The following is a 22,587-nucleotide window of genomic DNA, read 5'->3' on the forward strand; positions in this document are numbered from 1 at the left end:
TGTATGTCCCATCATTGCAGAAACATTTTCAATTTTAATACCATTTCCCAATGTAACAGTTGTTGCGAAAGTATGTCTAGCTACATACCAAGTCAAGTTCTTTTCAATACCACACAAATCGCCTATTTCCTTCAAGTAGGCATTCATTTTTTGATTCGAGAGCTTTGGAATTAGTCCTAATTCGGAATCCTTGTATTTATTAATGATTTTTTGAGCAGGAGGTAAAACAGGTACATTGGCCCTAATACCCGTTTTAACCCTATCAGTTTTTATCCAGTACGACCCATTATTATCTTGGATCAGATTAGACACCGTTAAATTGCAAGCGTCAATTGGTGCATAGCCAGTGTAACAGCTAAATAAAAATATGTTTTTTACTTTCTCTAATCGTTCTGTGCTAAATATTTTAGATTCAATAAGATTTAACTCTGCAGTTGTCAAAAAAGTAGCATCTCTTACCTTTAGTTTTCCATCATACTTATTGAAAGGATTTTTATCAATTAAATTCAGCTTTATACCGAAGTTACACATGGTTTTAAAATTGGTGAAGTATTTCACAACTGAATTGTTTTTTATTCCAACAACTCCTTTAAACTCACTTTCGTATTTTAAATAAGATTCAAGATTATAATTAAAAGCACTATCAATCTCTGTTACCTCAATATTTTCTTTTTTATATGTTTTCTTTATGAAGTTTTTCATCAAATCTAATGAACGTTTGTACTTTTGCAGGGATGCAGGCGCTCTCTCATTGTTGTCAACCTTTCTGGCGAAGTCAGCATTGTGCTTTTCAAAAATGTCTAAAATCATTATTGATTTTCGATATTTTACTTTCCCTGATATTTCTTCCTTCAATATTGACAAATCAATGTCAGGATAGATTTCATAAATTTCATTGAACTTTTTGTTAAGGTTCAAAACAAGTAAATCGAGGCTCTTTTTGAGCACTTTTTCTTGTTCTAGTTTCAGTACGTTTCGCAGTTTGTTTGTAAACAACCATCTTTCCGAGGAAATATACTTTCCGGTACTAATAGTGATGTTTTGATTACCCAGGGTAACTTTGGCATAAATTGGAGCTTCGCCGTTTGACTTAACTTTTTCGGCTCTGATGTAAAAGAAAATTTTTAGCATAACACATTTCTTTAAATTAAACAAAATTGACTCAAAACGCTTAATTCAAAGTGATTTAGAAGCGAATTCGGAGCGAATTCTTTCCATTTAGTGCACCTATTTTTTTTAAAAATCATAGGTGCACCTATAGGTGCACTGTACTATGACCTTTTATATGCTTTTTGACCTATCGACCAAAATTGAAAAACCCTTTAAACACTGATGTTTAAAGGGTTTTGAAATTTTATGTTTCTTTTGAAACATGCTTTCAGCGGAGAAAGAGGGAATTGAATTCCATTTCTAATCCGTTGATATTATTAGTTTTAATAATTTTTATAATCCTAGGGTCTCGCTTTTGCTCCTCTTTTTTGACTTGCAAATTTTCGAATCTATCCATTGCAAATATAATAAAATAAAAATACACTCAAAAAAAACTTAAAATTAATATGTTCAATGATTGAACAAGTTATTAAACATGATACAATAATTAAAATTCAATAAATAATGATGATAACAGATCTAATTACTTCGTTAAACAAAAACAATTTATAATATCAATAACTAATTTAGGCAGCAATAGCTATATCCAAAGCCCAATCGTGACCACTACTCTTTAAACAATATTTAACTGTTGCAGAATATTCAGAATTAGGATTAGCCAACTCCCTTAATTGAGTCCAGATGTTAATTATTTCATTTTCCCTAGCCACATCGTATGTTATTGTTTGAAGTTTTAAAAGGTTTGCAGATTCATTGATTAAATTTTTTGCTTTTCCATATTTCTGTCTCCTACCTTCTTTTAATCCTTCATCGTTTAGGTTATATCGCTCAATGGAATATTCAGCACGCTTATAATCTAATGAATCTTTATCTAATGACTTTGGTAGTATTTTGCCCTCGATACCATCAAATGAAATTTTCCAAGTATCTGCAATTACTAATGGATCTAATAATAGTATTTGTTCTAGGTTTGTGTTACCTCCATATGCATTGACTTTATTTAATAGCACAGGGAAATAATCTCGTTTACGCACATTTGATAAAGGACCGGAGTATCTGTAATTTTGCCAGTTGAATGCAAGCCACCAATATCCTCCTTGATCAATACCCGATTCATCAAGAGCATTTGTTTTTGGACGAAAATGATCTACATGACAATGTGCACCGTCATTGATTGATTCTGTGTACCAACATTTCCTATTTCTTAATAATGAAAGCTGATTTTTTAATTCTCCCCATAAACCGGAATTTCTAGCTATTATCGTGGCACGATCTACAGCAGTTAAGGCAGTTAGCAGTTCTGTTGTAACTATATCAGCTCTTGCAATCCACTCATCCGACGGTGGATTATTTAAATAGTCAACAAAAATCATTCGCTATCACGTTTAAGTAATTTATCCATGATTTGTTTTGCAACTTTATTCTGCTCTTCAATTTCTTCAGAAGTCATCTTTTCAATTTTAAAGTTGTCAGTTTTACTCATTTCAATTAAAAATTTTTCATACAGTGGATCCCTATCAGTGGTATTAATTCCAAGTTCACCTAAAATTTGAAAAGTTTCATTTAAAGTGATTTTTTCTTGATCATTTAGTCCTTCTGCTGTATCTTGTTTAACAATCAATGCATTACGCTGATTTATTACCTCTAATGTTTCATTGTCTAAAGTCGTTGGCAAACCAAAAAAATCACTTGTTAAAATTCCAGCGACTCCTAATCCACGAGGGTCAAATTCGGGTTCATTAGCATATATCCTTTTATCTTCTTTAGAAGTGTGAAATATTCTAATTTCTTTTTTTGTTAAACCACCAATAACAAGTGGATCATGCGTAGTCATAATGATTTGGCTATTATCATTCTCTCCAACAATTTTTTCTAACAATGACATATATTTCCATTTCCATAATGGATTTAAGTGTGTATCTGGTTCATCCAAAAGAAATAAAGAATCTTCTTCTTTAGTAAATCTAATTAACCCTAATACTGTCAACAGTTGTTGCTCTCCTTCGCTTAATTCTTTAAAAGTTACATTCCCTTTTAAATTTTCTTTTTTCACTTTTACACGAACCTCTTGTATCAAATCGGAGAGGTATGTACTTTCAAGCATTTTAAAGAAGTTTGTATTGGTAAGATATTTTTGTGCAATCTCTTCAAGCTTTTGCTGATTTGAGATATATAGATATAGTTGTTCCTGCTTGGGGTTTTTATCAAAATCGAGCCTTATAGTATCTTCATAAGGTATAGGAGCCATAGAATGATCCCATAATTCATTTAAAAAATCTTTAACAACACCTTTCGCAAACCAAAATTTTGGATCGCCATTTTTTTTATCTCCTGGCCAACTTGGTTTTTTAAGAACAAACAATATAGATTCCAATCCTGTAATCTCAAGATACTCCTTTAAAAAATCATCTATATTCTGTTCTCCGAATCCAAAAAATGCTAATAATACAAAGTGACTATGTATTAGACGAGCATAAAATAATGGTCTGAGCGGTTTTTCATTTCCTTTAAGAAGTTCATCACGAAAATGCTTTTGATGAGTGTCAAAATGCTCAACCAAACGATTACTTACACCTGAATAATATGAAAAAACATAACGTGGTAGGTGTTCGTTTTTATTTCTATAGAAAGCTGCCCTAGACATTTTAATATCGTTGACGAAAAAATCATAACCCGCCTTTGTAGTTGGCTCCGACCCATGATTTAATTCATCTTTACCTGAAAAACCGAGGATTTGTACTGTACCAGCTTTACATCGGTACACTATATCAAAATCAAAATCTGGTAATATTAGTTTCTTTTCTCCAAGATCAAGATTTTTAAAAATTATAACCAAAGCTTCTAAAAAGTTTGATTTACCTGCTGCATTTTGTCCGATTAGGACTGTATGTATAGCTTCTTTATCTAAATCAATGGTGAATTGAGATAAATTTTTAAATCCATTTATTTTGACTGATTCAATTCTCATTTTATAAGAGCTAAAATTCCTTTTTCTTCTGTTTCAACAATAGTTTTTTCAACTTCAATCTTTAACTTAAGATTATCATAAAATGCATCAATATCATTTTCAAACTTAGACATTTTCCAAAGTTTCACAGCTGGTAAATTTCCATTGTCTTTTAAAATTTCTTCTAATTCCATAGTTGTATTAAGATTTTTGATAATGTTTGTATTTTTCAATTTGAGTCGATCAAGATAATCAATGGTCGGTACATCTTTAAAATTATCGAATATGAAACTAGTGCTTCCGAATACTTTATTTAAATGATTAAATAGTAAATTTTCAGATGTTAATCGATTGTCTTCTATCTCTATTACAATTTTGCTTAAGCTATTTGTGAAAGAAGTAATCTTATTTTTAATTTCAATCTGTTCGCTCAAGGGAGGTAAAGCAATTGGTGTCAACCTGACGGTCGTTTTATTTATTGATGCTAAATTTGTGGTTTGCTTTGATGATGCTTCATAGTATCGCATAGCGAATGGTGAATTAAGAAAGTTCAACATGTAGGAACTATTTACAAGATCATTATAACTTCTAATTCTAAAAACATGATTTTGATGAATACAGCCTTCAATTTCGTTATTCCACATTGCACATCGACCAACTTTATCTGCATCTCCACCTTCTGCCATTAATAAGTCATCTTTTAATAATTGATATTTATCATAATCTGTTTTTGAAATAATAATATCTTTTACTTCTGACAAATCTAAATAATTGCGCTGAACATTAGCCACACGGAGATAGGGAACTGAGATAAGATTTTCTTTGTATTTCTTGCCTTTTGTAACACCCCCCGTTACACTCATCACGTCATCTAATCTACACCATATCCAAGATTGAGGTATAGAAAAAAAATGTTCTTCAGTAGTAATTTGATTTAATTGTTTTTCCTTCCTTAGTTTCTTTTGTTCAATAAGATTATTTTTTTCCTTTTCGACTTCTTGAATAATTTGTTGAACTGATTCAGTTGTGTTTATTGTACGCCATTTTTCAGTAAGTCTTCCCTCCAATGCATCTTCTATATAATTCCTTTTCAATCGAGAAACTAAATGCGCTTGAAAATCTATCTCTTTAATAATTTTTTCTCTCTTGATTTCGAATGATTCAATTTCTTTCAAAATTATTTTTTGCTGTTTTTTTTCCGGCAATGGGATTTCCAATTTCAACAGATCCTTTAAATTAATCCTTTTAGAACCGACACCTTTTGTTAAGGCAGACAATCGAAAATAAAGTTTATCATTTATAAAAAAGTAGTATAGCCATTCAGGATAACATCTACTATCAATGTCAAATGCTGGAATATCAGAACTAGATTCAAAACCATCAAGCTCTGGAGGAACAATCCCAAATGCTCCTTTATGTAAATTTTGCTTCCCGAAAATAAATTGACCAGACTTTCTAATATAATATTTTGTTGCACCTTCAATATCATTTGTTAAGGGACGCTTTTCGATTCCGCCTAAATTTAACTTAACTCGAATCCGTTGATCAGAGTTAGGAGACTCTGACACAATCTTTGATTCAGTAAGAATTTCACTTAGTTTAACTTTTCGCCAGTTTTTCATTTCAAAATTCATCTTTTAACTGAATAATTAAACTTTTCGTATAATCAATAGATTTCTCCAACTTTTCGAAAATTTCAATAGTTGTCATTGAATCATCTTCTTCTCCATAATACGGACTTGAAATATCAAGATTATAATTTCTTTTTATGATGTCACTTATTGAAACAGGCCAAGCATACTCTGTTTCGGTTCGATTATTCCACCATTTTTTTTCTAATTCAAATTCATTTATATTAATCGGGCGTGATTTACTATAACTCTTTTGACCTTTAGGATATGGGTGCTCAAAATACCATATTTCTTTTGTTGAAATTCCTTTTTCGAAAAAAAGAAGATTAGTTTTAATAGATGTATAAGGGCTAAAAACCCCATTAGGCAAGCGAAGTATCGTATGTAAATTGCATTCGGATAATAACTTTTCTTTAATTCTAGTTCTTACTCCCTCTCCAAACAAGAAACTATCGGGTAATACCACTGCTGCTTTTCCTTTATCTTTTAGCAATTTAATAATTAACGTTACAAATAAGTCAGCAGTTTCCTTTGTTCGAAATTCCGATGGAAAATTACTTTCAGTACCATTTTCCTCACTACCCCCAAATGGAGGATTAGAAAGAACTATGTCAACCAAATTTTCAGAATGCCAAGAATCATATGGTTTGCTTAATAAATTATCTCTATTAATTGAAGGGATATCAAATCCATGAAGCATCATATTTGTTGTACATAATAAATGCGGTAGTGGCTTTTTTTCAATACCAATTATATTTTTTTGCAACAAGCTATTGTCAGTTTTCTTTTCATTTTCACGGATAAAATCAATACTACATGTTAAAAAACCACCTGTACCACATGCAGGATCTAAAATTTTATCGTTTGAGGAAGGCTTTATCATTTCGACCATAAACTGTGTAATAGCCCGTGGAGTATAATATTCCCCTGATGAACCAGCACTTTGAAGTTCTTTTAAAATACTTTCATAAATGTCATTAAAAATATGACGTTCATTTGAAGTATTAAAGTCTATTTTATTAATTTCATTTACAACTTGTCTAAATAATTGTCCATTTTTCATGTAATTATAAGTGTCCTCAAACACCGATTTTACAATTTTAGCTTGGTCACTTGTAGATAGATCTATTTTTTTTAAAGTTGGGAACAACTCTAAATTAATGAATTCAATCAATACATCACCAGTCAATTCGTTTTCATTGGTTGCCCAATTTTTCCACCTCAATTTTTCTGGTATTGGACTTTTGTAAGCAGGAATAGATGTTTTCCAGTGCTCTTCTTTATCGGCAAAAATTTTCATAAAAAGCATCCATACCATTTGTGATATACGCTGTGCATCGCCATCAACACCAGTATCTTTACGCATAATATCGCGTATGGATTTAATTATTGTCGTTATATTCATTAGTATTTTATATTATTTCATCCAATTTTTAATCTTTCTACTTACTTCTCTTTCAACTTGTTCGAAAGCAGGTAAGTCTTTTATTTGGTCGCTCATTGATTTCTGCCACCTTGCTTTATATTGCGGAATTTTTTGCTCTAACTTTTCATGAAATTCTTCCGGTTTGAGTCCTTTACTAATACATTTATTTTTGAATTCACTTGTGAAATATTCCACTTCCATACCTTCGTTTTCAACTAAATGCCATATATCATAATAATCTCTAGGTTGCATTCTCTGCATAGTGCATCGCAATTTTTCCACCAATAATTCTTCCAATGGATAACAAAGTAATTTATGGTCATCTAAATCTGAATATTCAACTATTGCATCTTTTATTATCGGTTCAAATTCTAAATTCTCACTTCTTGAAATATCTACTTTTACTTGTTTATTATTACCAAATCCGCCAAGTGGACCTACATAACCTATATAAAAATTAATCCCTCCATCTTCATGTTCATTGTTATCGATTATCTCTAGTGGTATGTTGGCTTCTTCTTTAATTTCATCAAAACTTTCTTTGAACCAAGCAAATATTTGTTCGTTTGTTATTTCACTATCTAATAATGTAAAATCTAAATCTTCAGAGAAACGATAGTCTTCAAAATATACTTTTTTCAACACTGTCCCTCCTTTAAATACAAGTATTTTTGAAAGTTGCTCATGATTTGAAACACCCCAAAGAATCCAAGACAGAATATAATCCTTTTCGATTTGCTGATCACGAACACCTACTAAATTTGCTTTTTTTTGTATTTCTCCTGGTTTAATCATGTGAACATGGCGGATTTAATTGTTTCTGTATCAATATTTTGCTGAATACTCCAACGGCTGTTTCTTTTCCCTGTTTTAGGTAATTCGGTATCTAATACCACATATGAAGGTGTTTTCATTTTTTGTAATTCTTGAATTATTTCTGTTTCTATTTCAAAAAATTCCAAAATATATCCTAATCTTTTTATGACTGCTTGTGAATCAAATTTTACGGCATAATCAAAGAGTCTATTATAGTCTAATCTCTCTTTTGTATTGTATATTGCCCTTGCTACCTCAACAATTCCACCTGCATAATCTGGTTTGAAAAGACAATCTATTATTGTTTTTTCAATATCAGAACAGGTTACTTTATTGAAATTATCAATCCATGCTTTTTTTTCTCCAAAAAAATGATGTTCATTATGATAGATGAATTGAAATGTAATGTCTTTGATTTTAATCTCAGAAGGTCTAATTTGTTTTGCAACCACAATTTGCTCTTTTAAAGAAGGCTGCGTTATTAGATTGTAGATTTGTAAGGCTGAATAGTACCCAATATAATGTTTAACATCTTTTACTAAATACTTTACAATTAAGTGCCAATCAGGCATAAAGGTTTCTGAATTTTCTTCATAAGGAATAATATAATATACTCCATCTTTTATTCGCATCAACAATCCTCTTTTAGTCATGTCACTTAATAGCTCTCGAACGGTACTCTCCTTGGTATCTGGGAATGCTTTTAATGCTGTTCTTGAATCAAAGCACACTTTCCCTTTATCATTGAAATATGACAATAACTCGTTTGATTGTGTTGATATATATTTATGCTTCATAGTAGAATAGTCAGGTTTATCCTGACTACAATGATACAAAATATAATTATATATTATGCAAATTTGTTTTAAAAAATTATATTTTATAGCTGAAATATCAGGATAAACCTGACTATTCTACTATAAAACATAATTTTACAAACATTAAAAGCCGTGTTACATCTCTGCAACACGGCTTTCCCAATCAACCCAAATCAAAAACTATTTTTTTGCTTTAGCTTTCACAACTTTACCTCCCTTAACATAGCGATAACCCTTTTTAAGAGTTCCATCTTTTTTAACGCCTTCACGCTGAATTACACCACTACAAAGCTTTTTAGCTGAGATTCTTTTTTTACCTTTTGATTTTACTTTTTTTGCTACCATGATTTCTGATTTTAGTTATTTGACTTTAAATGATAATTTCTTTTTTTTGTGTTCACCAACTACTTTTTTATAATACATCGAGTATTTTAAAGTAAGATCGTTCCCTCGATTTTTCTCCAGTGTAGCAAATCGCTGTTTTGGATCTTGATGCGAGGAACAATGAATAACTGAAGTTGGGTTATGTGCCATTTTATTACCGCCGTACATAGCTCCATTCTCTTTTACTTGAGAAATGAAACACCAAATAATTTTCGGGTATTTGGTACGCAAATAATTTAACTGGTCAGCTGTGATTTTCAAATCTGTAACCGAATCCGCAATAATGACTTTAACCACTTTACAGAACCCTTGCAATTCCTCAAAAGGGTTTTCCAAATAACCTTTTATAGCTATGTATTTTCTACCTGCTTCAGTAGTATTTCTGTTGATGCTATCTACGGTGTCCTTGCTCTCAATTCCTCCTTGCTCATAATCGATATAAGCAACTGGCGTTTGTTGTTCTCCGAAGGCATTTGCAATTTGCATGGCCAACTGTGATTTAGAACTGTGCTTGTTACCCTTTATAAGGATTAGAGCTTTATGAGGCTGTTGTTTTTGTAAAAACTTACCAATTTCTCCACCTAGAACAAATATATCTTTAGCCTCCTGTGGGGCTGAATTAGCTGAAATAAAACCCAACTTTTCCAATTCATAAAGACTTTTATTCTGATTAGAAGCAATCGGTTTTACTATCTTCTTTACAACAGCTGGCAAAGTTCTTTTCCTGTTTAATTCAGTATTTTTACTTATTTCAATTGAAGCTGAAAGCCCGACTTTTTTTGTTTTAATAACTTTCGTTTTTACCTTTTTCTTTCCTGGTCTTTTTGACGTTACTTTTTTAACCTCTTCTTTCACTATTTCTATTTCTTCACTTTCAGTATTTCTACCTAATATGTAATTAATTGCTTTTTGAGATTGCGCTGAAGCTTTTAAGAAAAATCGGTTGTCGTTTTCCAATTCACTAACCAAAACAGTATTCCAATTTTTAAGATACTTAGCCGAATTTTCTTTGGTCTGAAATAATATTCCAGATTCCGAACACATGAAAACGGCTCCGAGTTCCGCAATCAATTCCTCAAAGGCATAAGGTTTACTACCAAAAGTTCCAGTCATATCTCTATTTAGTCGCTTTTTAGCTCCTGTAGAGTGTGTCAGTTCATGAAAAAAAGTGCAGTAATACGAAGCTTCTTTTTTAAAAGCCTTAATATTTGGCATATTAAGTTTATCGGAGGAAGGCTGATAATAGGCTCTATCTCCAACAAAAATGTAAGCAGGTGGGTCTTTATAACCATCTATAAGATTTTGAGCTTGCTCAATTGGATTTACATTTTTATTGTCTGTTGCTTCAGGAAATTTCAATCCTGAGCAATCATCCGCTCTGAAGACATTGTAATATTTAATTACGGGAATCTTGGTAAGATGTTCTCTTAAATCTTCTTTAGTCAAACCATTAGATTTTACAAACTCTGTGAACTTTTCCCTGTCCGTAGTTTTGAATTGCAAAACACCGTTATCAAAACTGAAAATCATTGTATAATAAATCACACGTCTTGCTTTGCTATCTTTCTTTAGACTTGCACCTGTTTCCTTAATCTGATTGAATGTTAAGTAATACGGCTGGATGAATTTAATAGGTACTAAATAGCCTTTACCTTCTTTATCAAACTTTATGTCAAAATTAAGTAGGAAGTTTGCACCAGTATATTCTTTCTTGCTAACATAATTTTTAGCTGCACCATCAGAACCTGAACCGACCCAATCTTTTTGCCAAGGCAAATGCCCGACTTTATCAATGGTATTTATAATCAAGTCTGTGATATAACTGTAGATATCATCAGGGGAAACGCCATTTAGTCCACCTTCTGAATCTTCTTCCGAAATATATTCCAATGTTGGAAGAATGATTCTTTGCTCTGCTCCACTAAGTCCAATAGGTCCAATAAAATCCATTAACTCAATCGAAAAAAGAACATCATTATTTTGCTGTAAAACTTTACTAATACGGTTTGTAATAATAGAATGCTTTTGTTTCTTAGCTCTTGTTAAAAGGGATTTCAAAACGGAGCGTTTTACAGTTTTACCGTTAAGATTATTGAATGATGATATTAAATCCATACTACTTTATTATTGAATATTCTTTACCTAAAACACCCAAAATCGTTTCGGTCTGAATGTCATTTACGCTTCTTATCTGTGAGAGATTTTGCCAATTTGAAATATTCTCCAGTATTGGAATTTCTACAATCAGATCCTTTAATACATGTTTCCCTTTAGCAGGAATGGATAAAAAGGATTTATTCACTGTGATTGTAGCAATTCGCTTGGCTGTTTTATCTTTGAGAATAATTCTCTTAACAGTTGCAACAACTCCATCAGGACTGAAATTATCACCTGTAGGGTTGTAGATTGTAACATCCAAATTAAAGCGCATTCGTTTGAAATTAATATCGAAGTTTCTAATTCCAGTTGGTAATGCTTTTAGTTTTTTCATTGTTTCTTTCCACTTATTCAGTTTACTTGTATACCATAATGCGCCAATACCTAATAAAGCTCCTGTGATTACGATATGTTTTGCTCTTATGCCCATACGCTTGTTTTTTTTCTAATAAACCCAAACACTTTAAAAACTATATAGACAATTCCCAAAATTCCCAATCCCATTAAAAACTTTTCCAATTTTGAGAGTGCCTTTTTAACCACAACAGGAATCTTTTTAACCTGGATAATCGTTTTTACTTTTTCGTTTTTAACCGCTGTATTTTCGTTTTTTGTTTGTGCGATTTTAGCATAAAACTCCAACTGCTTTTTAAATTTGTCATAAATGAGTTTATAGTTGTTATCCCCTGAATTTTTAGAAGTATTCAACTTGGATAAAATTTCATCTACTTTGGTATTAACCAAACTATCAAAAACTACATTCCCTGTTTGGCTTTGAGTAATTGGAGTAATTAGTTTGTCTTCAATTGCCTTATTAATAACAGTACTTTTGATACTGTCTCTTTTCTGAATTTCATCTTTAAGTAACGTGTTTTCTTGCTTTATTTTTTTAGCTGAAGAACAACTTGTAAAAACCATGCAGGAAATGATAAACAAGACGATATAGTGGATTAACTTTTTCATGGTTTTGATTTTTTAAAGTAGATTTTTATAACAAAAAATAGTAGTTCCGAAACCTCTACTACCTGAATCAAATCGATTTCGTAATAGATACTGAGGACTCCAATAATTTTGTCAAAGGTTTTTCTTTTCATTTCCCTTGTTATTCAAACAGCCAGAGCATCTTTTTTGATATTCTTGCAATTGTTCTTTAAGGTTTTTAATTTCAATAGTATTTCCATCAATAATCCGCTGCATTTCTTCAAACTTCTTGTCTGTTACAATTGACATTTTGGTGTAAATCGAATCGATGGCTTCAAGAGCTGAAGCTTCATTTTTTTTTAATTCAGAATTCCTTGACCTCCAAGCAATGTAAATTGAAATCAGGGTCGTTGAACCCAAGAAATAGTTTAGTATGGTTTCTATCGGCAACATATTTTATCCTTTATTTAGTTTTAGAACCAAAATCGAGCATCCTAGTAAAAGGGTTGTAGAAGCTATAAGCAGGTTTACTCTTCGATTTGACCGGTCTCGGACTCGCTTTTTTTTTTAATATACCAAGTGTGTCAATGCCTGTATAATAATTAAGCTGTTTGACCCGCTCAGAAAAATTGGTAAGACCACCATTGATTTTCTTAGTAATTGATGTGATATTATTGGTGTCTGCAATTGGATTAAGTTTGAATCTTACACTCCAAAACCAACCTGCAATATCAATTGCAATGTCAGGAAGTGAAGCCAAATCAGGATTGGTAATTACGTCTACACCTGAATAATCTTTATAGGCTTGATAGTTTACTCTACCTGTTAATTGAATTAATCCACGTCCTCTAAAACGCCAACCGTCACCAACTTGTGTATTACCTAAATTTACTTTTCCCCATTTTCCACCATATACAATATTGGCGATGGCTTCCTGATTGGCTTTGCGTTTAGCTGTTCTTCCGTAAAGGTTAGCTTGAGCAACCGAAATCTGATTCGTTCCAAAAGTTTCAATAAGTCCAGCAGGTGTGTAATTCAAATTCTCTGATAGCTTTATAAATCCGCCCGTTTCCTCGTGAAGCTGAGCTAAAAAATGCGCAACACGCTTTGGAGTATTAATCGCATACTTTTTAAAAGCCTTCAAAAAAGGCGTACTATTTGATAATAAAAATTCCATTACAATTGTACTTTTTTGGGTTCGACATTGGGTTTTTCGTTTGATTTGGATTCTATTTTAGGTTTAGATTCATCACTCATTGATGCGATAATGATTGCGCCCAATACGCCTAAACCAATCCATACTCCTGTACTTGTATTCATTATCTCCAGTCTTTAAGTCTGATTTGTTTTATTCCTTTTTGAGTGAAAAGAGCATTCTCTGTATTTCTTCCAAAATCACCGTCAACCTTAACTTTTAATAAAGTTTGTAGTGTTCTTACTTCCATGCCTTTGCTGCCTTTTTTAAGAAGCATAGTTTTGTCAATTCCTGATGTCTCAGTTACCGCTTGAATAGTTGGGAAAATCTTTCCAACAGGTTTTATGACACTATGGTCAGCAATCCAGTAGATGTCATTTAAAAAAGTACCATCCCTTTGAGCTACATAGCGATATGTTCCATCAGGTCTTTTGCCAACCCAAATAATCTTTCCGATTTTATCGCCTTTTTTAAAAGTGGCTTTTCTAATTCCCTCACTGGTGTAATTTCCGTCTGCCATTTTTCGAGCATCGTAGGTTTTTGTTCCATTAAAGCCTGAAGCCATAACTTCCTGACCAATGCTGTATCTAAATGCATCAGCACTTCTGACAGGAGGTTCTGAAATCGTTTTTACAGGAACAATTGGAGCGGTTGCCAATGTTGGAGTTCGTATAGGCTTTGGTGTCGCAACAGGTAAAGTTTCATTGCCTAAATCCGCTACAATTTCTTGACTGATTTCATTATCATTCTTATTTTTTTGAACGAAATAATAAATGCCACCACCAATAGCAAGAGCGATACCGCCACCAATCCATATTTTATCTTCTGTGGTCATTCTTATAAGTATTTTGGATAATTTGATTTCAATAATTTATAATCGCTGTCACTTAATTCTTCTTTAAGCCAAACCTTCAAAGGATGCTTTACAGGACTTTGCCATAAGGCGAAATAGGTGTTACCCGTAAGAGTGTTATAATATCTGCTTCCAAAGGCTTTAATAACCCATGAAAACTGTGCTTGACTTACTCCTGTGAGCGTTGTAAAAATGGTTTTTCGTTTATCGGTATTTGTAAAATTGGCTTCTTTCATAGCATCGTAAAGCACGGTGGCTATCTCTTTAGCATTGAAGCTATTTTCTAGCGTTCCTTGATTCAAATAAGCATTTCCGTTTTTATCTTTATTTGTTTGAGCTATGGCAAAAAGCAATATTCCCAATCCCGCTACACTAATCGTGATAGGCAGTAATTTTGAAGTGTTCATGATTAAAAAAAATTAGGAATTAAAAAACGTAATTCCATTAGTTCATTTTGGCTGAACTGGTCTCCAAACCATTCAATCAATGTCATCTTTTTAGATAAGGGATTGATTCCTTTTCTCAGTCCGAAAGCATTATGAATTCTCACAAATCCGTTCGGGTTAATTCCCATTAAGTTTTGTTTTACTGATTTAAAACCGTTTCCGACACCATACATCGCACTATAAATCGCTTCAGCTTTGTTTTTTGCCATCCCTGTTGAGATATTACTTGGTCTGTCTCTTCTGTTCTCTTTCAGCGGTGAAAAGCCGTTAAAAATCCTCTTATAAGCAAAGTAACCCACACCCAAAAAAAGTCCCATTTTCAAGACCCCTTTTACTATCGAGACAGTAGCATTTACTCCTGCACTTGTATTTTCGAGGGTTGTTGCAATCGCTTTTTGTCCTTGTGGAGATGAAGCTACAGCTGTAATTAATGCGGGATTATGTAAACCTTGTCTTTTCATGCTCTTTCTTGGCTGTAGTATTGCTCCCAATTTCATTTTTACTCATAGAATTTCATTTTAGCATTCTAAAGAGTTGTCCCAGTGTTGGTTCATTTTACTTTTCTTGTTTCATCTTTACTCTCTTAACTTGGAGCAATGCCTACACCTGTGTTTTATCATTGTTTCGCCCGTCTGTAAATGGAGCATACAAAACGGGCTACTCTAACTTTCTACATTATGAACTCTTTGATTGTTTGCCAGCTTTGAGCATCGGTAACCATTGCAATTGCTTTTTTGGATTTTTTCAACTCAACCAATTTTTCTAAAACCTCATTATCCAAATCCGATAATTCTTGCACTAGCTTAGTTTTCTTTTGCAATTTGAAAGGATTAGTCTCCTTTGTTTTAATACTTATTGTACTCATACTAACATTTGATGTTTTTGTAATAACCCGAATAGTTCTTGTGAAAAAATATTGTTTTCGGTTTTTTCATTGATTTTCTGATAAATAACTGATAACAATGTTATGGTGTCATCGTCAAGTGTTCTGGTAATATCCAAGAAAGCTTTTTTGGCATCGGAATAATTTTCATCTTCCAAATCTTCAGGGGATGCCATTGCTAAACCACCATTTTCTACCGGAACATTAAACCCTAATCCCTTTAAAATAATTGGAGCTTGTTTGACTACTCCTAAAAGCATGTTGTTCAAACTATCGTTACTCTCTTTGGTATATTTTCTTTGTAATTTTTCCTCTGTGAGTTCTTCGTTTTTAGCTTTAAGTTCCCGATTGTATTTTTCAGATTCTTCCAATTTTTTAGCCAGTTCATCACGATCACGAGCTTGTAATTTCAAGTCGAAGATGTCAGCAATACCCAAACCCATCAATCCAGCACTTTTTTTCTTTTTCTTCTTCTTTTTTAAAGCTGGTATTGGCTCTTCTTCGGCATCTCTCGATTTAGATTGAATCTCGCCAAAAGTTACATCAAAAGGGTCGCCTTCAATTTTGAAAGCATTTACTCCATTTTTACGCTTTTCCTGAATGGTGAGTTTAGTAAACCCATCACAATAGAGTTTTTCAAAGAATTCTTCACTTGTACCATATTCGTTTTTTATCTGCTCATGGGAAATATTGCGAAAAATTGGCTTTGAAGTAGTCCTGTCGTAAACCGTTAGAGCGCAAAATTTATCGCTTGCCAGTTTATCCATCAAATCATCTAATTGCTCCATTTTAAATTAGTTTTTTGTAGATCAGTAAAATCCTGTTTCGTTCTTCCACAGTAATGATTCTCTTTACCAATATTGGATCGAAAGTTGACTCACTTGTCACATAATTGACCTCTAACTTTACCTTTGAAAAAGTGCCATCGGGTGGAATTAATATTTGCTTCTGAGTTGGGTAAATAGTAACACCGTTGATAATTACAATTGTAGTTCCTGTGTTTACAACCGAAAGGCAGGTAACTCCCTCTAAAACGGGAATTTGTTCTTCCCTAAACTCTCTTGTTATAAAAGCAGATTCTACAAACATGCTATACTTTATTAATGTTATTGTTATATAAAAACACTACATGAAATTTTAATGGAACATTACTTTTTAATGGTTCGTCCAAAGCGAAAATGAGTGAATAATCTTTGTTCCCTGTATCAAAATTTAGAGGTTTAAAACTCTTTTCATATTCGCCACCGTTTGATTGTCTCCAATTATCAATATGAACCGAAGGAATGATAGCAATACTGTTATCGTCTTTCATTTCAATGGATGTCATTGCACTGATACTTTTTTCAACTCCATTAGTGTACACTGCTACACCTGTGGTAAAACCTATTGGAAGTTTAAAATTCTCTGAAGTGTTACTTTCACCTGGTTTAATAATTGCCTTTACTACATGTTGAATTTGTCGCATACTTTTTAAGATTTAAAAGCCGTAGCCGTTATGACTTCGGCTTTATTTGTTCTCTTATTTTTTAGCCTCAGTTACTCTAAACTCTAATCTTAGAAACATTCCTGCACCTTCTTTTGAAATAGGAACTGTAACACCTTTTGGAAATTCCAATTCTAATTTGAACTCCTCTTTAGCTCTTAAAAGGGGTGTGGTTGCAATAGGGCGGTAATCTTCATTTTTGAAGTTTTGAACGTCAGTAAGTGGCAAATCAATAAGCATGTCATTAGTTTGAATCAGCCTTAAATCTGCATTTTGTAATTCCGCTGGAAGTGTGTCTCTACTTTGCCAGTCAGCACTTTCAATTTTTACCCCTTTTGTAGTGAACTGCACTCGGATAGCGTCAATTACAACATCTCTTCCTGAGTTAAGTAGGTTACCATCAAAATTGGTAATTCCAACAACTTTTTTAGTATTAGCATCAACAAGTTCATTAATACCACTCATCCCGTCAACCTTTACATTCAGGTAATAGGTCTTATCTACTAATTTTGTGGCTTGTGGTCTTACAACTTGATTCGTTTGACGTTGTCTCGCTCCTAAAACTTTAATTGCTCTTTGCAATTGTGGATTTCTATTTTCCATTTTTTCTTTATGAATTAAATTTTACTTTTCTTTTGGGTTACAGAATATAATTCCCATTTTCGTCGATGTAAGCACCTAAGCCTTCATCTTCATAAGCTCCTAAACCGTCGTCTTCATAACCACTTAAACCATCTTCAACATAGTTTCCATTTACATCGATGTAACCTCCTAAACCATCTTCATGATAGTTTCCTGCATCATCAAAATATCCGTTTAAACCGTCTTCTTCGTATCCGCCCAACCCATCACCACCGTCATAAGCATTTAAACCATTCTCTACATAGTTACCATTGATATCTATGTAACCGCCTAAACCATCTTCGTGATAATTACCGTAAGCATCGATGTAGCCACTTAAACCGTTAACTGCACCTGAAAGACCCGCTGTTTTTTGCATAAATCTTCCGATTGTTGTTTCAGGGTTTAACTTGGAAGCTATTTTTTCAGACGAAAAAATATTCTTTACTAATTCCAGACCGTGAGCAATTGAAACCCCAATTGCTGAACCTCTTAAAAGCGAGCTTTTAGTATCGCTTCCATTTACTTTTACCGCCAAAAATCCGGCACCAACGGCAACCGCTCCATTAACAACACTTTTTACCGTGTTGGATGATGTCTCGGTCATAGTGCCTGTAAGACCTCTTGAGAGAGCACCTACAACAACGGCAGAACTGATTGTTATTAATTCTTGTTTCATTTCTATATTTATTAATTACCTTTTGAACTTGTTACTAAAAGGATGGCTCCTACAGCACCTACACCGATAACAATCGGAATCGTGTAATTAGTCTTGTCAGTGGATATCGTTCCGCTTTCAAGTTGTGCCGTTTCTTTTTGTACTTGTGCCTCTTCTTTCAAATTTTGCACTGGAATATCTTTGACTTTAGAAATAGTTTCAAGCTGTGCATTATTTGGAACTGCCTCACCAGTCTCAGTTGTGCTGGTAGTTAAGGATTCCGCCGGAACTCCTTTTACTTCTGCAATTGTTTCTAATTGTGCAGGTGTTGGAGTTACATTTGGCATTTCTTCAACTGGCTCGGAAGCTTCAATTTGTTGTGGTTCGTTGTAAACAGGCTGTAGCTGATTACCTGCAAAGGCATTTTTAATCGTTGGTTTGACAAGATTATTTATCGCAAATTTGCCTACTTTACTCTTGCCTATTTTTGTGGCGAATTTTAGGGCTTTACTGCTTTTAACCTTGGTAAGTATTTTACCTACTTTGCTGTCAAGTACTTTACTTACAATACCTCCTCCTGGAATAATGCTCATAGCCATAGAAGCAATTGGAACTAATTTTTTACCAACTTTTACTGCATTCTTAATCGATACATTCTTTAATCGGATGTTCTTCTTAAGCATTTTACCAATTTTAAGTCCTCTGTTAAGACCTGCATTTAAACCTGTGTGTTCTTCCAATATCAACATATCTCTATCTTTTTAAAAGTGTGTGAGGAGTGAATATTCCTTTGATTAATCGGTTTCTTTGATTTCTCTTAATCAAAGTGTGTGGGGCTAATGCTCCTTTGATGAGCATTCCTCTTTTATTTTTGGGAATCAATAGATGTGGTGCAAATGCCATTTTTGCAACATTTCTGAAATTCAGTTTCTTGAAAAAGCCTCGATTTAATCCCGCATTCAATCCTGTTTGTTCTTCTAATATTATCATACTGCTGTTTTTTAAAATGGAAACCTGTTTCTACTGTTTCTACTGCTTTTTTTAGTAATAGTAGTTTTCTTCTTTGTTCTGCCTAATGTCCCTTTCAAACCCTTTCTCGGTGTGGGACAGTTAAGCCCGATATGTGGCAATTTCTGATTCATAAAAACATCTTTTTTACTGGTATAATTTGGCTCTTTGTTACTCTGTATTGTCCCATCAATTATGTAATGTCCTTTATCTAACTTCCCGCTCTCTTGGTCGGTAGGTACAACCACATATACATGTGTGTATTGTCTTGGATTGAACTTAGGCTGTTTAATTTGCCTGATGTAGTGCTTAATCCCTAAATTCATTAAAATCGAACTGGCGAAAATCGAGTAGCTTTTACAGTCAATTCCCTCTCTACGGTTAAACCAGCTATTGGCAGGACTTCTTAAATTCTGTGTAACGCCATCAGCTTGATACTGGATGTCGTAGTACAAGAAATAATGAATCTTATCACAGGTTTCTTGAATTGTTTTCCCTTTTAGTATTTGTGATAATTTAGCAACCTGTTTGTAAAAAGTCTCTACCCATATTTTCATCATTGCAACCGAGTAAAACGTATCTCCTTTTTTAAGTTTTACTTTTTGGTTTTTAGGCTTTTCAATTAGGTGATTGAATTCATCACCGTTTTTAATCCTACGCTTTAGTATTATATTGATTTCATCTTTCGTCATTTATCTAACTTTCTTTGACAAATATTTTAAATAAAAAACCTCCATCTTTTTAATTGATGGAGGTTGATAGTGATTTCAACTAATTACATTTAATTGCAATTGATTTTGGAAGCAATTGGCAATCAATCGTCATCTAAATAATAGCTTACAGGTAAACCATAAATAGCAATAAATTCCTCTAAAATATCAGGCGGAACAGTATGCATTCCAATGGAATACTCACATTTTTCATTATCCTTTACTTTAGCTTCAATGATTGTGTTTACTGCTTTTTTTATAGTGGTTTCACTCATTTTATTTTTCAGATACATAGTAACCAGTTCCGATTTGGTTACGGCTTTTGGCATCAGTTTTTTATCTTTTTTATTCATTGCGTTTAGAGTTACTCAATTCAGTTAAATATCTTTTCTTAAATCATTGATGTGAAACAGCACCTTAAAAACTTTATCTTCTAAATATTTGAGAATCCTGTTTTTGCCTTTAAAGAGAAAATCTAAAAATTGCAATGGCGCAGTTATAATAATTATAAAGCATAATACTATAGCGAATAAGTTGCAATAAATTATTTTAAATCGGTTTTTAAGTTTCATTTTGTAAAATTTTAAATATTGACAAGTCTTTCGTGAATAATATCAGAGATAATTTGCATTACAATTCTCTGTTCTTGTGTTCTTTCTTCTCTTTCCCACTGACAACAATAGAGCAGAATCACTGATTGTGTTGGGGTAAGAATAATATTTGACGTCTCTTTTTTACTTTCAATCTTTGACCTGAATATAAAAAACATGCTTTGTAGTACATCAATAACAATAATGTCATTGCAATACTTTTCATAATCTTTGCAATTGTGAATATTATCTACTTTATTTCTGATAAATTTCAGCAGTTCAGACTGTATAATTTCAATGTCTGCTATCTTGATTTTCTTTAAGGTTATTTTCATATTGGTATTTTAATTAGCGTTTGTCTCGAGTATTTTTATCGAATGCGATGAGATTCAGCATTCCTCTTAATCTTGACCGAACCCTATTGCCATAAGCTACTTCTATCTCGGAGGCTGATAGATTACTTGTGATGTGTGTTTGGATTTTCTTTGACACAAATAGATCATATCTTGAAAGGATAATTTCTGCCATAACATTACACTCATTTCCGAAATATTTTAAGTTTTGTTCTACACCTAAATCATCGAAGCAGTAGTTTTTATATTCCGTTTGCGAATAGCTACCACGGCTGTATCGATGAATTATTTCATAGCCTTCCTTTATGAACTCAAAACTTATATCCCGGCAGGTCTTTAAATAAAATTTGTTGTTTGGTTTGGTCACATATTTCATCAATGTCATTAGCGTTGTCTTGCCACAACCTACTGGACCCGATAATAATATTCCTTTGGTCAAGTCAATACCAAATTGCTCAGAAGTTATCCCATCATTCAGAAAATAGGCTACAAGCTTAGTAATGTTAGTAATGTCTTGTTCTCCGAAATGGAATTTTTCTCCATAATCCTTTTTACCTCTCTGCTCCAACCAAGCTAGAATTTCTGGGTAGTTATATTGTGAATTCATAGTTGACTATTTTATAATGGTTCTGCATAATTCTTGTCTTCTATGATGTGCAAATTATTGGCTCTTGATTGTTCTTTAATTGGATTGGATTGTGGCAGATTGATTGTAAATTTGGCAGTATTTAGCATCCAATTTCGGGCTGCTGCATGCCAATCAATCATTTTGGTTTTACCTCCAATTAGCCAACCGTTACTCGTGTAATAGTTATAAAATCGTTCCGCTTCAAATTCTGTATATTCCCGTAGCTTGAAATAATTCTTTACAATTTCTAAACTTGGACTTTCTTTTTTTTTGGCGGAACTTTTTTTTTCTTTCTCCGAAGCTTCTAAAGATTTCTCTTCATTTAAAATTTGAAAATTGGTATCTATAGATATGTTTTTATTGTTTTTTAAGGTTTGTATATTATTATATATATTGGGTTCATTAACATGTTCAGTAGCCTCACTATTGACTTGTTCATTCATTGGTTTTGTCTCCACAATTGTTGAACTGGTATTTCCTTTTTTAAATGAATAACTATCGGTAAGATTGTGTATTATGACTTCCGAACCTGAATAAGGATTGTAAGACGGTAAATAGTCTATAAAACCAAGCAATTGCAATTCTTTAATACACTTATGATAAGTAGCTTTAGAAGCAATTCTACTGGCTTTCATCATTTCATCACGGGAAATTGCAATTGGATTTTTGAACCGATTGACATTCCAACTCTGAAACAACGCCAAATACAAACTGATGTGGGTTGGATAGATGGTTTCTTCATTAGCAATCCGAATAAAAAAACCTGTCAAGTGTTTGATGTAATTCATATCATACAGATTATTTCACCTTATTACCGTTCAATACTTTATCAATATCTGAATGGTTATAATACATAATTCCACCAACCTTAGTGTAGGTTAATGTTCCATTGATACGGAAATTTTGCAAAGTTCCTGAGGAAATATTTAACAGTTTACGGACTTCATTG

At 32.8% G+C, this 22,587-nt stretch carries 31 protein-coding genes; all 31 read right to left on the bottom strand.

What is annotated here, in order from left to right; translation table 11 throughout:
• Window positions 1-1,131: site-specific integrase (locus B3C18_RS17830; RefSeq protein ID WP_291149641.1), on the bottom strand; the 1,131-nt coding region annotated here is incomplete at its 3' end.
• Window positions 1,132-1,676: 545 nt separating this feature from the next.
• Window positions 1,677-2,483, bottom strand: a complete 807-nt coding sequence (locus B3C18_RS17835; protein WP_291149644.1) for a hypothetical protein — start codon at window positions 2,481-2,483, stop codon at window positions 1,677-1,679.
• Window positions 2,480-4,078 (bottom strand): AAA family ATPase, encoded by a 1,599-nt coding sequence (locus B3C18_RS17840; protein WP_291149647.1) that lies wholly within the window; start codon window positions 4,076-4,078, stop codon window positions 2,480-2,482. Before B3C18_RS17840 ends, B3C18_RS17835 begins: the two co-directional genes overlap by 4 nt.
• On the bottom strand, window positions 4,075-5,679 hold the full coding sequence (locus tag B3C18_RS17845; protein WP_291149650.1) for a restriction endonuclease subunit S: 1,605 nt from the start codon (window positions 5,677-5,679) through the stop codon (window positions 4,075-4,077). The genes B3C18_RS17840 and B3C18_RS17845 overlap by 4 nt, the downstream gene beginning before the upstream one ends.
• 1 nt (window position 5,680) lies before the next feature.
• Window positions 5,681-7,093: an N-6 DNA methylase gene (locus B3C18_RS17850; RefSeq protein ID WP_291149653.1), complete on the bottom strand. Its 1,413-nt coding sequence runs from the start codon at window positions 7,091-7,093 to the stop codon at window positions 5,681-5,683.
• Between the two features lie 12 nt (window positions 7,094-7,105).
• Window positions 7,106-7,909: a nucleotidyl transferase AbiEii/AbiGii toxin family protein gene (locus tag B3C18_RS17855; protein WP_291149655.1), complete on the bottom strand. Its 804-nt coding sequence runs from the start codon at window positions 7,907-7,909 to the stop codon at window positions 7,106-7,108.
• Window positions 7,906-8,727, bottom strand: a complete 822-nt coding sequence (locus B3C18_RS17860) for a type IV toxin-antitoxin system AbiEi family antitoxin domain-containing protein (protein WP_291149657.1) — start codon at window positions 8,725-8,727, stop codon at window positions 7,906-7,908. The genes B3C18_RS17855 and B3C18_RS17860 overlap by 4 nt, the downstream gene beginning before the upstream one ends.
• Before the next feature lie 201 nt (window positions 8,728-8,928).
• Complete coding sequence (locus tag B3C18_RS17865) at window positions 8,929-9,093, bottom strand: hypothetical protein (protein ID WP_163409605.1); 165 nt, start codon at window positions 9,091-9,093, stop codon at window positions 8,929-8,931.
• A gap of 15 nt (window positions 9,094-9,108) precedes the next feature.
• Window positions 9,109-11,247: an ArdC family protein gene (locus tag B3C18_RS17870; RefSeq protein WP_291149666.1), complete on the bottom strand. Its 2,139-nt coding sequence runs from the start codon at window positions 11,245-11,247 to the stop codon at window positions 9,109-9,111.
• A 1-nt stretch (window position 11,248) separates the two neighbouring features.
• The gene (locus tag B3C18_RS17875; protein WP_291149669.1) at window positions 11,249-11,719 is read right to left on the bottom strand and encodes a hypothetical protein; all 471 of its coding nucleotides are present in this window, start codon (window positions 11,717-11,719) and stop codon (window positions 11,249-11,251) included.
• The gene (locus tag B3C18_RS17880) at window positions 11,710-12,252 is read right to left on the bottom strand and encodes a hypothetical protein (protein ID WP_291149672.1); all 543 of its coding nucleotides are present in this window, start codon (window positions 12,250-12,252) and stop codon (window positions 11,710-11,712) included. Before B3C18_RS17880 ends, B3C18_RS17875 begins: the two co-directional genes overlap by 10 nt.
• A gap of 111 nt (window positions 12,253-12,363) precedes the next feature.
• On the bottom strand, window positions 12,364-12,663 hold the full coding sequence (locus B3C18_RS17885; protein ID WP_291149674.1) for a hypothetical protein: 300 nt from the start codon (window positions 12,661-12,663) through the stop codon (window positions 12,364-12,366).
• A gap of 10 nt (window positions 12,664-12,673) precedes the next feature.
• Window positions 12,674-13,387, bottom strand: coding sequence for a glycoside hydrolase family 19 protein (locus tag B3C18_RS17890; RefSeq protein ID WP_291149677.1), 714 nt, complete (start codon window positions 13,385-13,387; stop codon window positions 12,674-12,676).
• Window positions 13,387-13,530: a hypothetical protein gene (locus B3C18_RS17895; RefSeq protein WP_291149680.1), complete on the bottom strand. Its 144-nt coding sequence runs from the start codon at window positions 13,528-13,530 to the stop codon at window positions 13,387-13,389. Before B3C18_RS17895 ends, B3C18_RS17890 begins: the two co-directional genes overlap by 1 nt.
• The gene (locus tag B3C18_RS17900) at window positions 13,530-14,240 is read right to left on the bottom strand and encodes a peptidoglycan-binding domain-containing protein (protein ID WP_291149683.1); all 711 of its coding nucleotides are present in this window, start codon (window positions 14,238-14,240) and stop codon (window positions 13,530-13,532) included. The genes B3C18_RS17895 and B3C18_RS17900 overlap by 1 nt, the downstream gene beginning before the upstream one ends.
• Window positions 14,241-14,242: 2 nt before the next feature.
• Window positions 14,243-14,665, bottom strand: coding sequence for a hypothetical protein (locus B3C18_RS17905; protein WP_291149686.1), 423 nt, complete (start codon window positions 14,663-14,665; stop codon window positions 14,243-14,245).
• Window positions 14,666-14,667: 2 nt separating this feature from the next.
• Entirely contained in the window at window positions 14,668-15,195 is a 528-nt protein-coding gene (locus B3C18_RS17910) for a hypothetical protein (RefSeq protein WP_291149690.1), read from the bottom strand.
• Window positions 15,196-15,374: 179 nt separating this feature from the next.
• Window positions 15,375-15,569 carry a hypothetical protein gene (locus B3C18_RS17915; RefSeq protein ID WP_291149692.1) on the bottom strand — a complete coding sequence of 65 codons (195 nt, stop codon included), beginning with the start codon at window positions 15,567-15,569 and terminating at the stop codon, window positions 15,375-15,377.
• Complete coding sequence (locus B3C18_RS17920; RefSeq protein ID WP_291149694.1) at window positions 15,566-16,375, bottom strand: hypothetical protein; 810 nt, start codon at window positions 16,373-16,375, stop codon at window positions 15,566-15,568. Before B3C18_RS17920 ends, B3C18_RS17915 begins: the two co-directional genes overlap by 4 nt.
• A gap of 1 nt (window position 16,376) precedes the next feature.
• Complete coding sequence (locus B3C18_RS17925; protein WP_291149696.1) at window positions 16,377-16,676, bottom strand: hypothetical protein; 300 nt, start codon at window positions 16,674-16,676, stop codon at window positions 16,377-16,379.
• Between the two features lies 1 nt (window position 16,677).
• A complete protein-coding gene (locus B3C18_RS17930; RefSeq protein ID WP_291149698.1) occupies window positions 16,678-17,052 on the bottom strand; it encodes a hypothetical protein in 375 nt (124 codons plus the stop codon).
• Window positions 17,053-17,106: 54 nt separating this feature from the next.
• The gene (locus B3C18_RS17935; protein ID WP_291149701.1) at window positions 17,107-17,652 is read right to left on the bottom strand and encodes a hypothetical protein; all 546 of its coding nucleotides are present in this window, start codon (window positions 17,650-17,652) and stop codon (window positions 17,107-17,109) included.
• Window positions 17,653-17,710: 58 nt separating this feature from the next.
• Window positions 17,711-18,370, bottom strand: coding sequence for a hypothetical protein (locus tag B3C18_RS17940; protein ID WP_291149704.1), 660 nt, complete (start codon window positions 18,368-18,370; stop codon window positions 17,711-17,713).
• 11 nt (window positions 18,371-18,381) lie between these two features.
• The gene (locus B3C18_RS17945) at window positions 18,382-19,032 is read right to left on the bottom strand and encodes a hypothetical protein (RefSeq protein WP_291149707.1); all 651 of its coding nucleotides are present in this window, start codon (window positions 19,030-19,032) and stop codon (window positions 18,382-18,384) included.
• 70 nt (window positions 19,033-19,102) lie between these two features.
• Window positions 19,103-19,339 carry a hypothetical protein gene (locus tag B3C18_RS17950; RefSeq protein ID WP_291149710.1) on the bottom strand — a complete coding sequence of 79 codons (237 nt, stop codon included), beginning with the start codon at window positions 19,337-19,339 and terminating at the stop codon, window positions 19,103-19,105.
• Window positions 19,340-19,350: 11 nt separating this feature from the next.
• Window positions 19,351-20,049, bottom strand: a complete 699-nt coding sequence (locus tag B3C18_RS17955) for a transglutaminase-like domain-containing protein (RefSeq protein WP_291149713.1) — start codon at window positions 20,047-20,049, stop codon at window positions 19,351-19,353.
• Window positions 20,050-20,171: 122 nt separating this feature from the next.
• The gene (locus B3C18_RS17960) at window positions 20,172-20,420 is read right to left on the bottom strand and encodes a hypothetical protein (RefSeq protein ID WP_291149716.1); all 249 of its coding nucleotides are present in this window, start codon (window positions 20,418-20,420) and stop codon (window positions 20,172-20,174) included.
• A 230-nt stretch (window positions 20,421-20,650) separates the two neighbouring features.
• Entirely contained in the window at window positions 20,651-20,992 is a 342-nt protein-coding gene (locus tag B3C18_RS17965) for a hypothetical protein (RefSeq protein ID WP_291149719.1), read from the bottom strand.
• A 13-nt stretch (window positions 20,993-21,005) separates the two neighbouring features.
• Complete coding sequence (locus B3C18_RS17970) at window positions 21,006-21,617, bottom strand: AAA family ATPase (protein ID WP_291149722.1); 612 nt, start codon at window positions 21,615-21,617, stop codon at window positions 21,006-21,008.
• 11 nt (window positions 21,618-21,628) lie between these two features.
• Window positions 21,629-22,426 carry a transcriptional regulator gene (locus B3C18_RS17975; protein ID WP_291149724.1) on the bottom strand — a complete coding sequence of 266 codons (798 nt, stop codon included), beginning with the start codon at window positions 22,424-22,426 and terminating at the stop codon, window positions 21,629-21,631.
• Window positions 22,427-22,436: 10 nt separating this feature from the next.
• On the bottom strand, window positions 22,437-22,587 hold a 151-nt coding region (locus B3C18_RS17980; RefSeq protein ID WP_291149727.1), incomplete at its 5' end, for a helix-turn-helix domain-containing protein.

It is taken from the genome of Flavobacterium sp. UBA7680 (assembly GCF_002482975.1).
Classification (GTDB): domain Bacteria; phylum Bacteroidota; class Bacteroidia; order Flavobacteriales; family Flavobacteriaceae; genus Flavobacterium.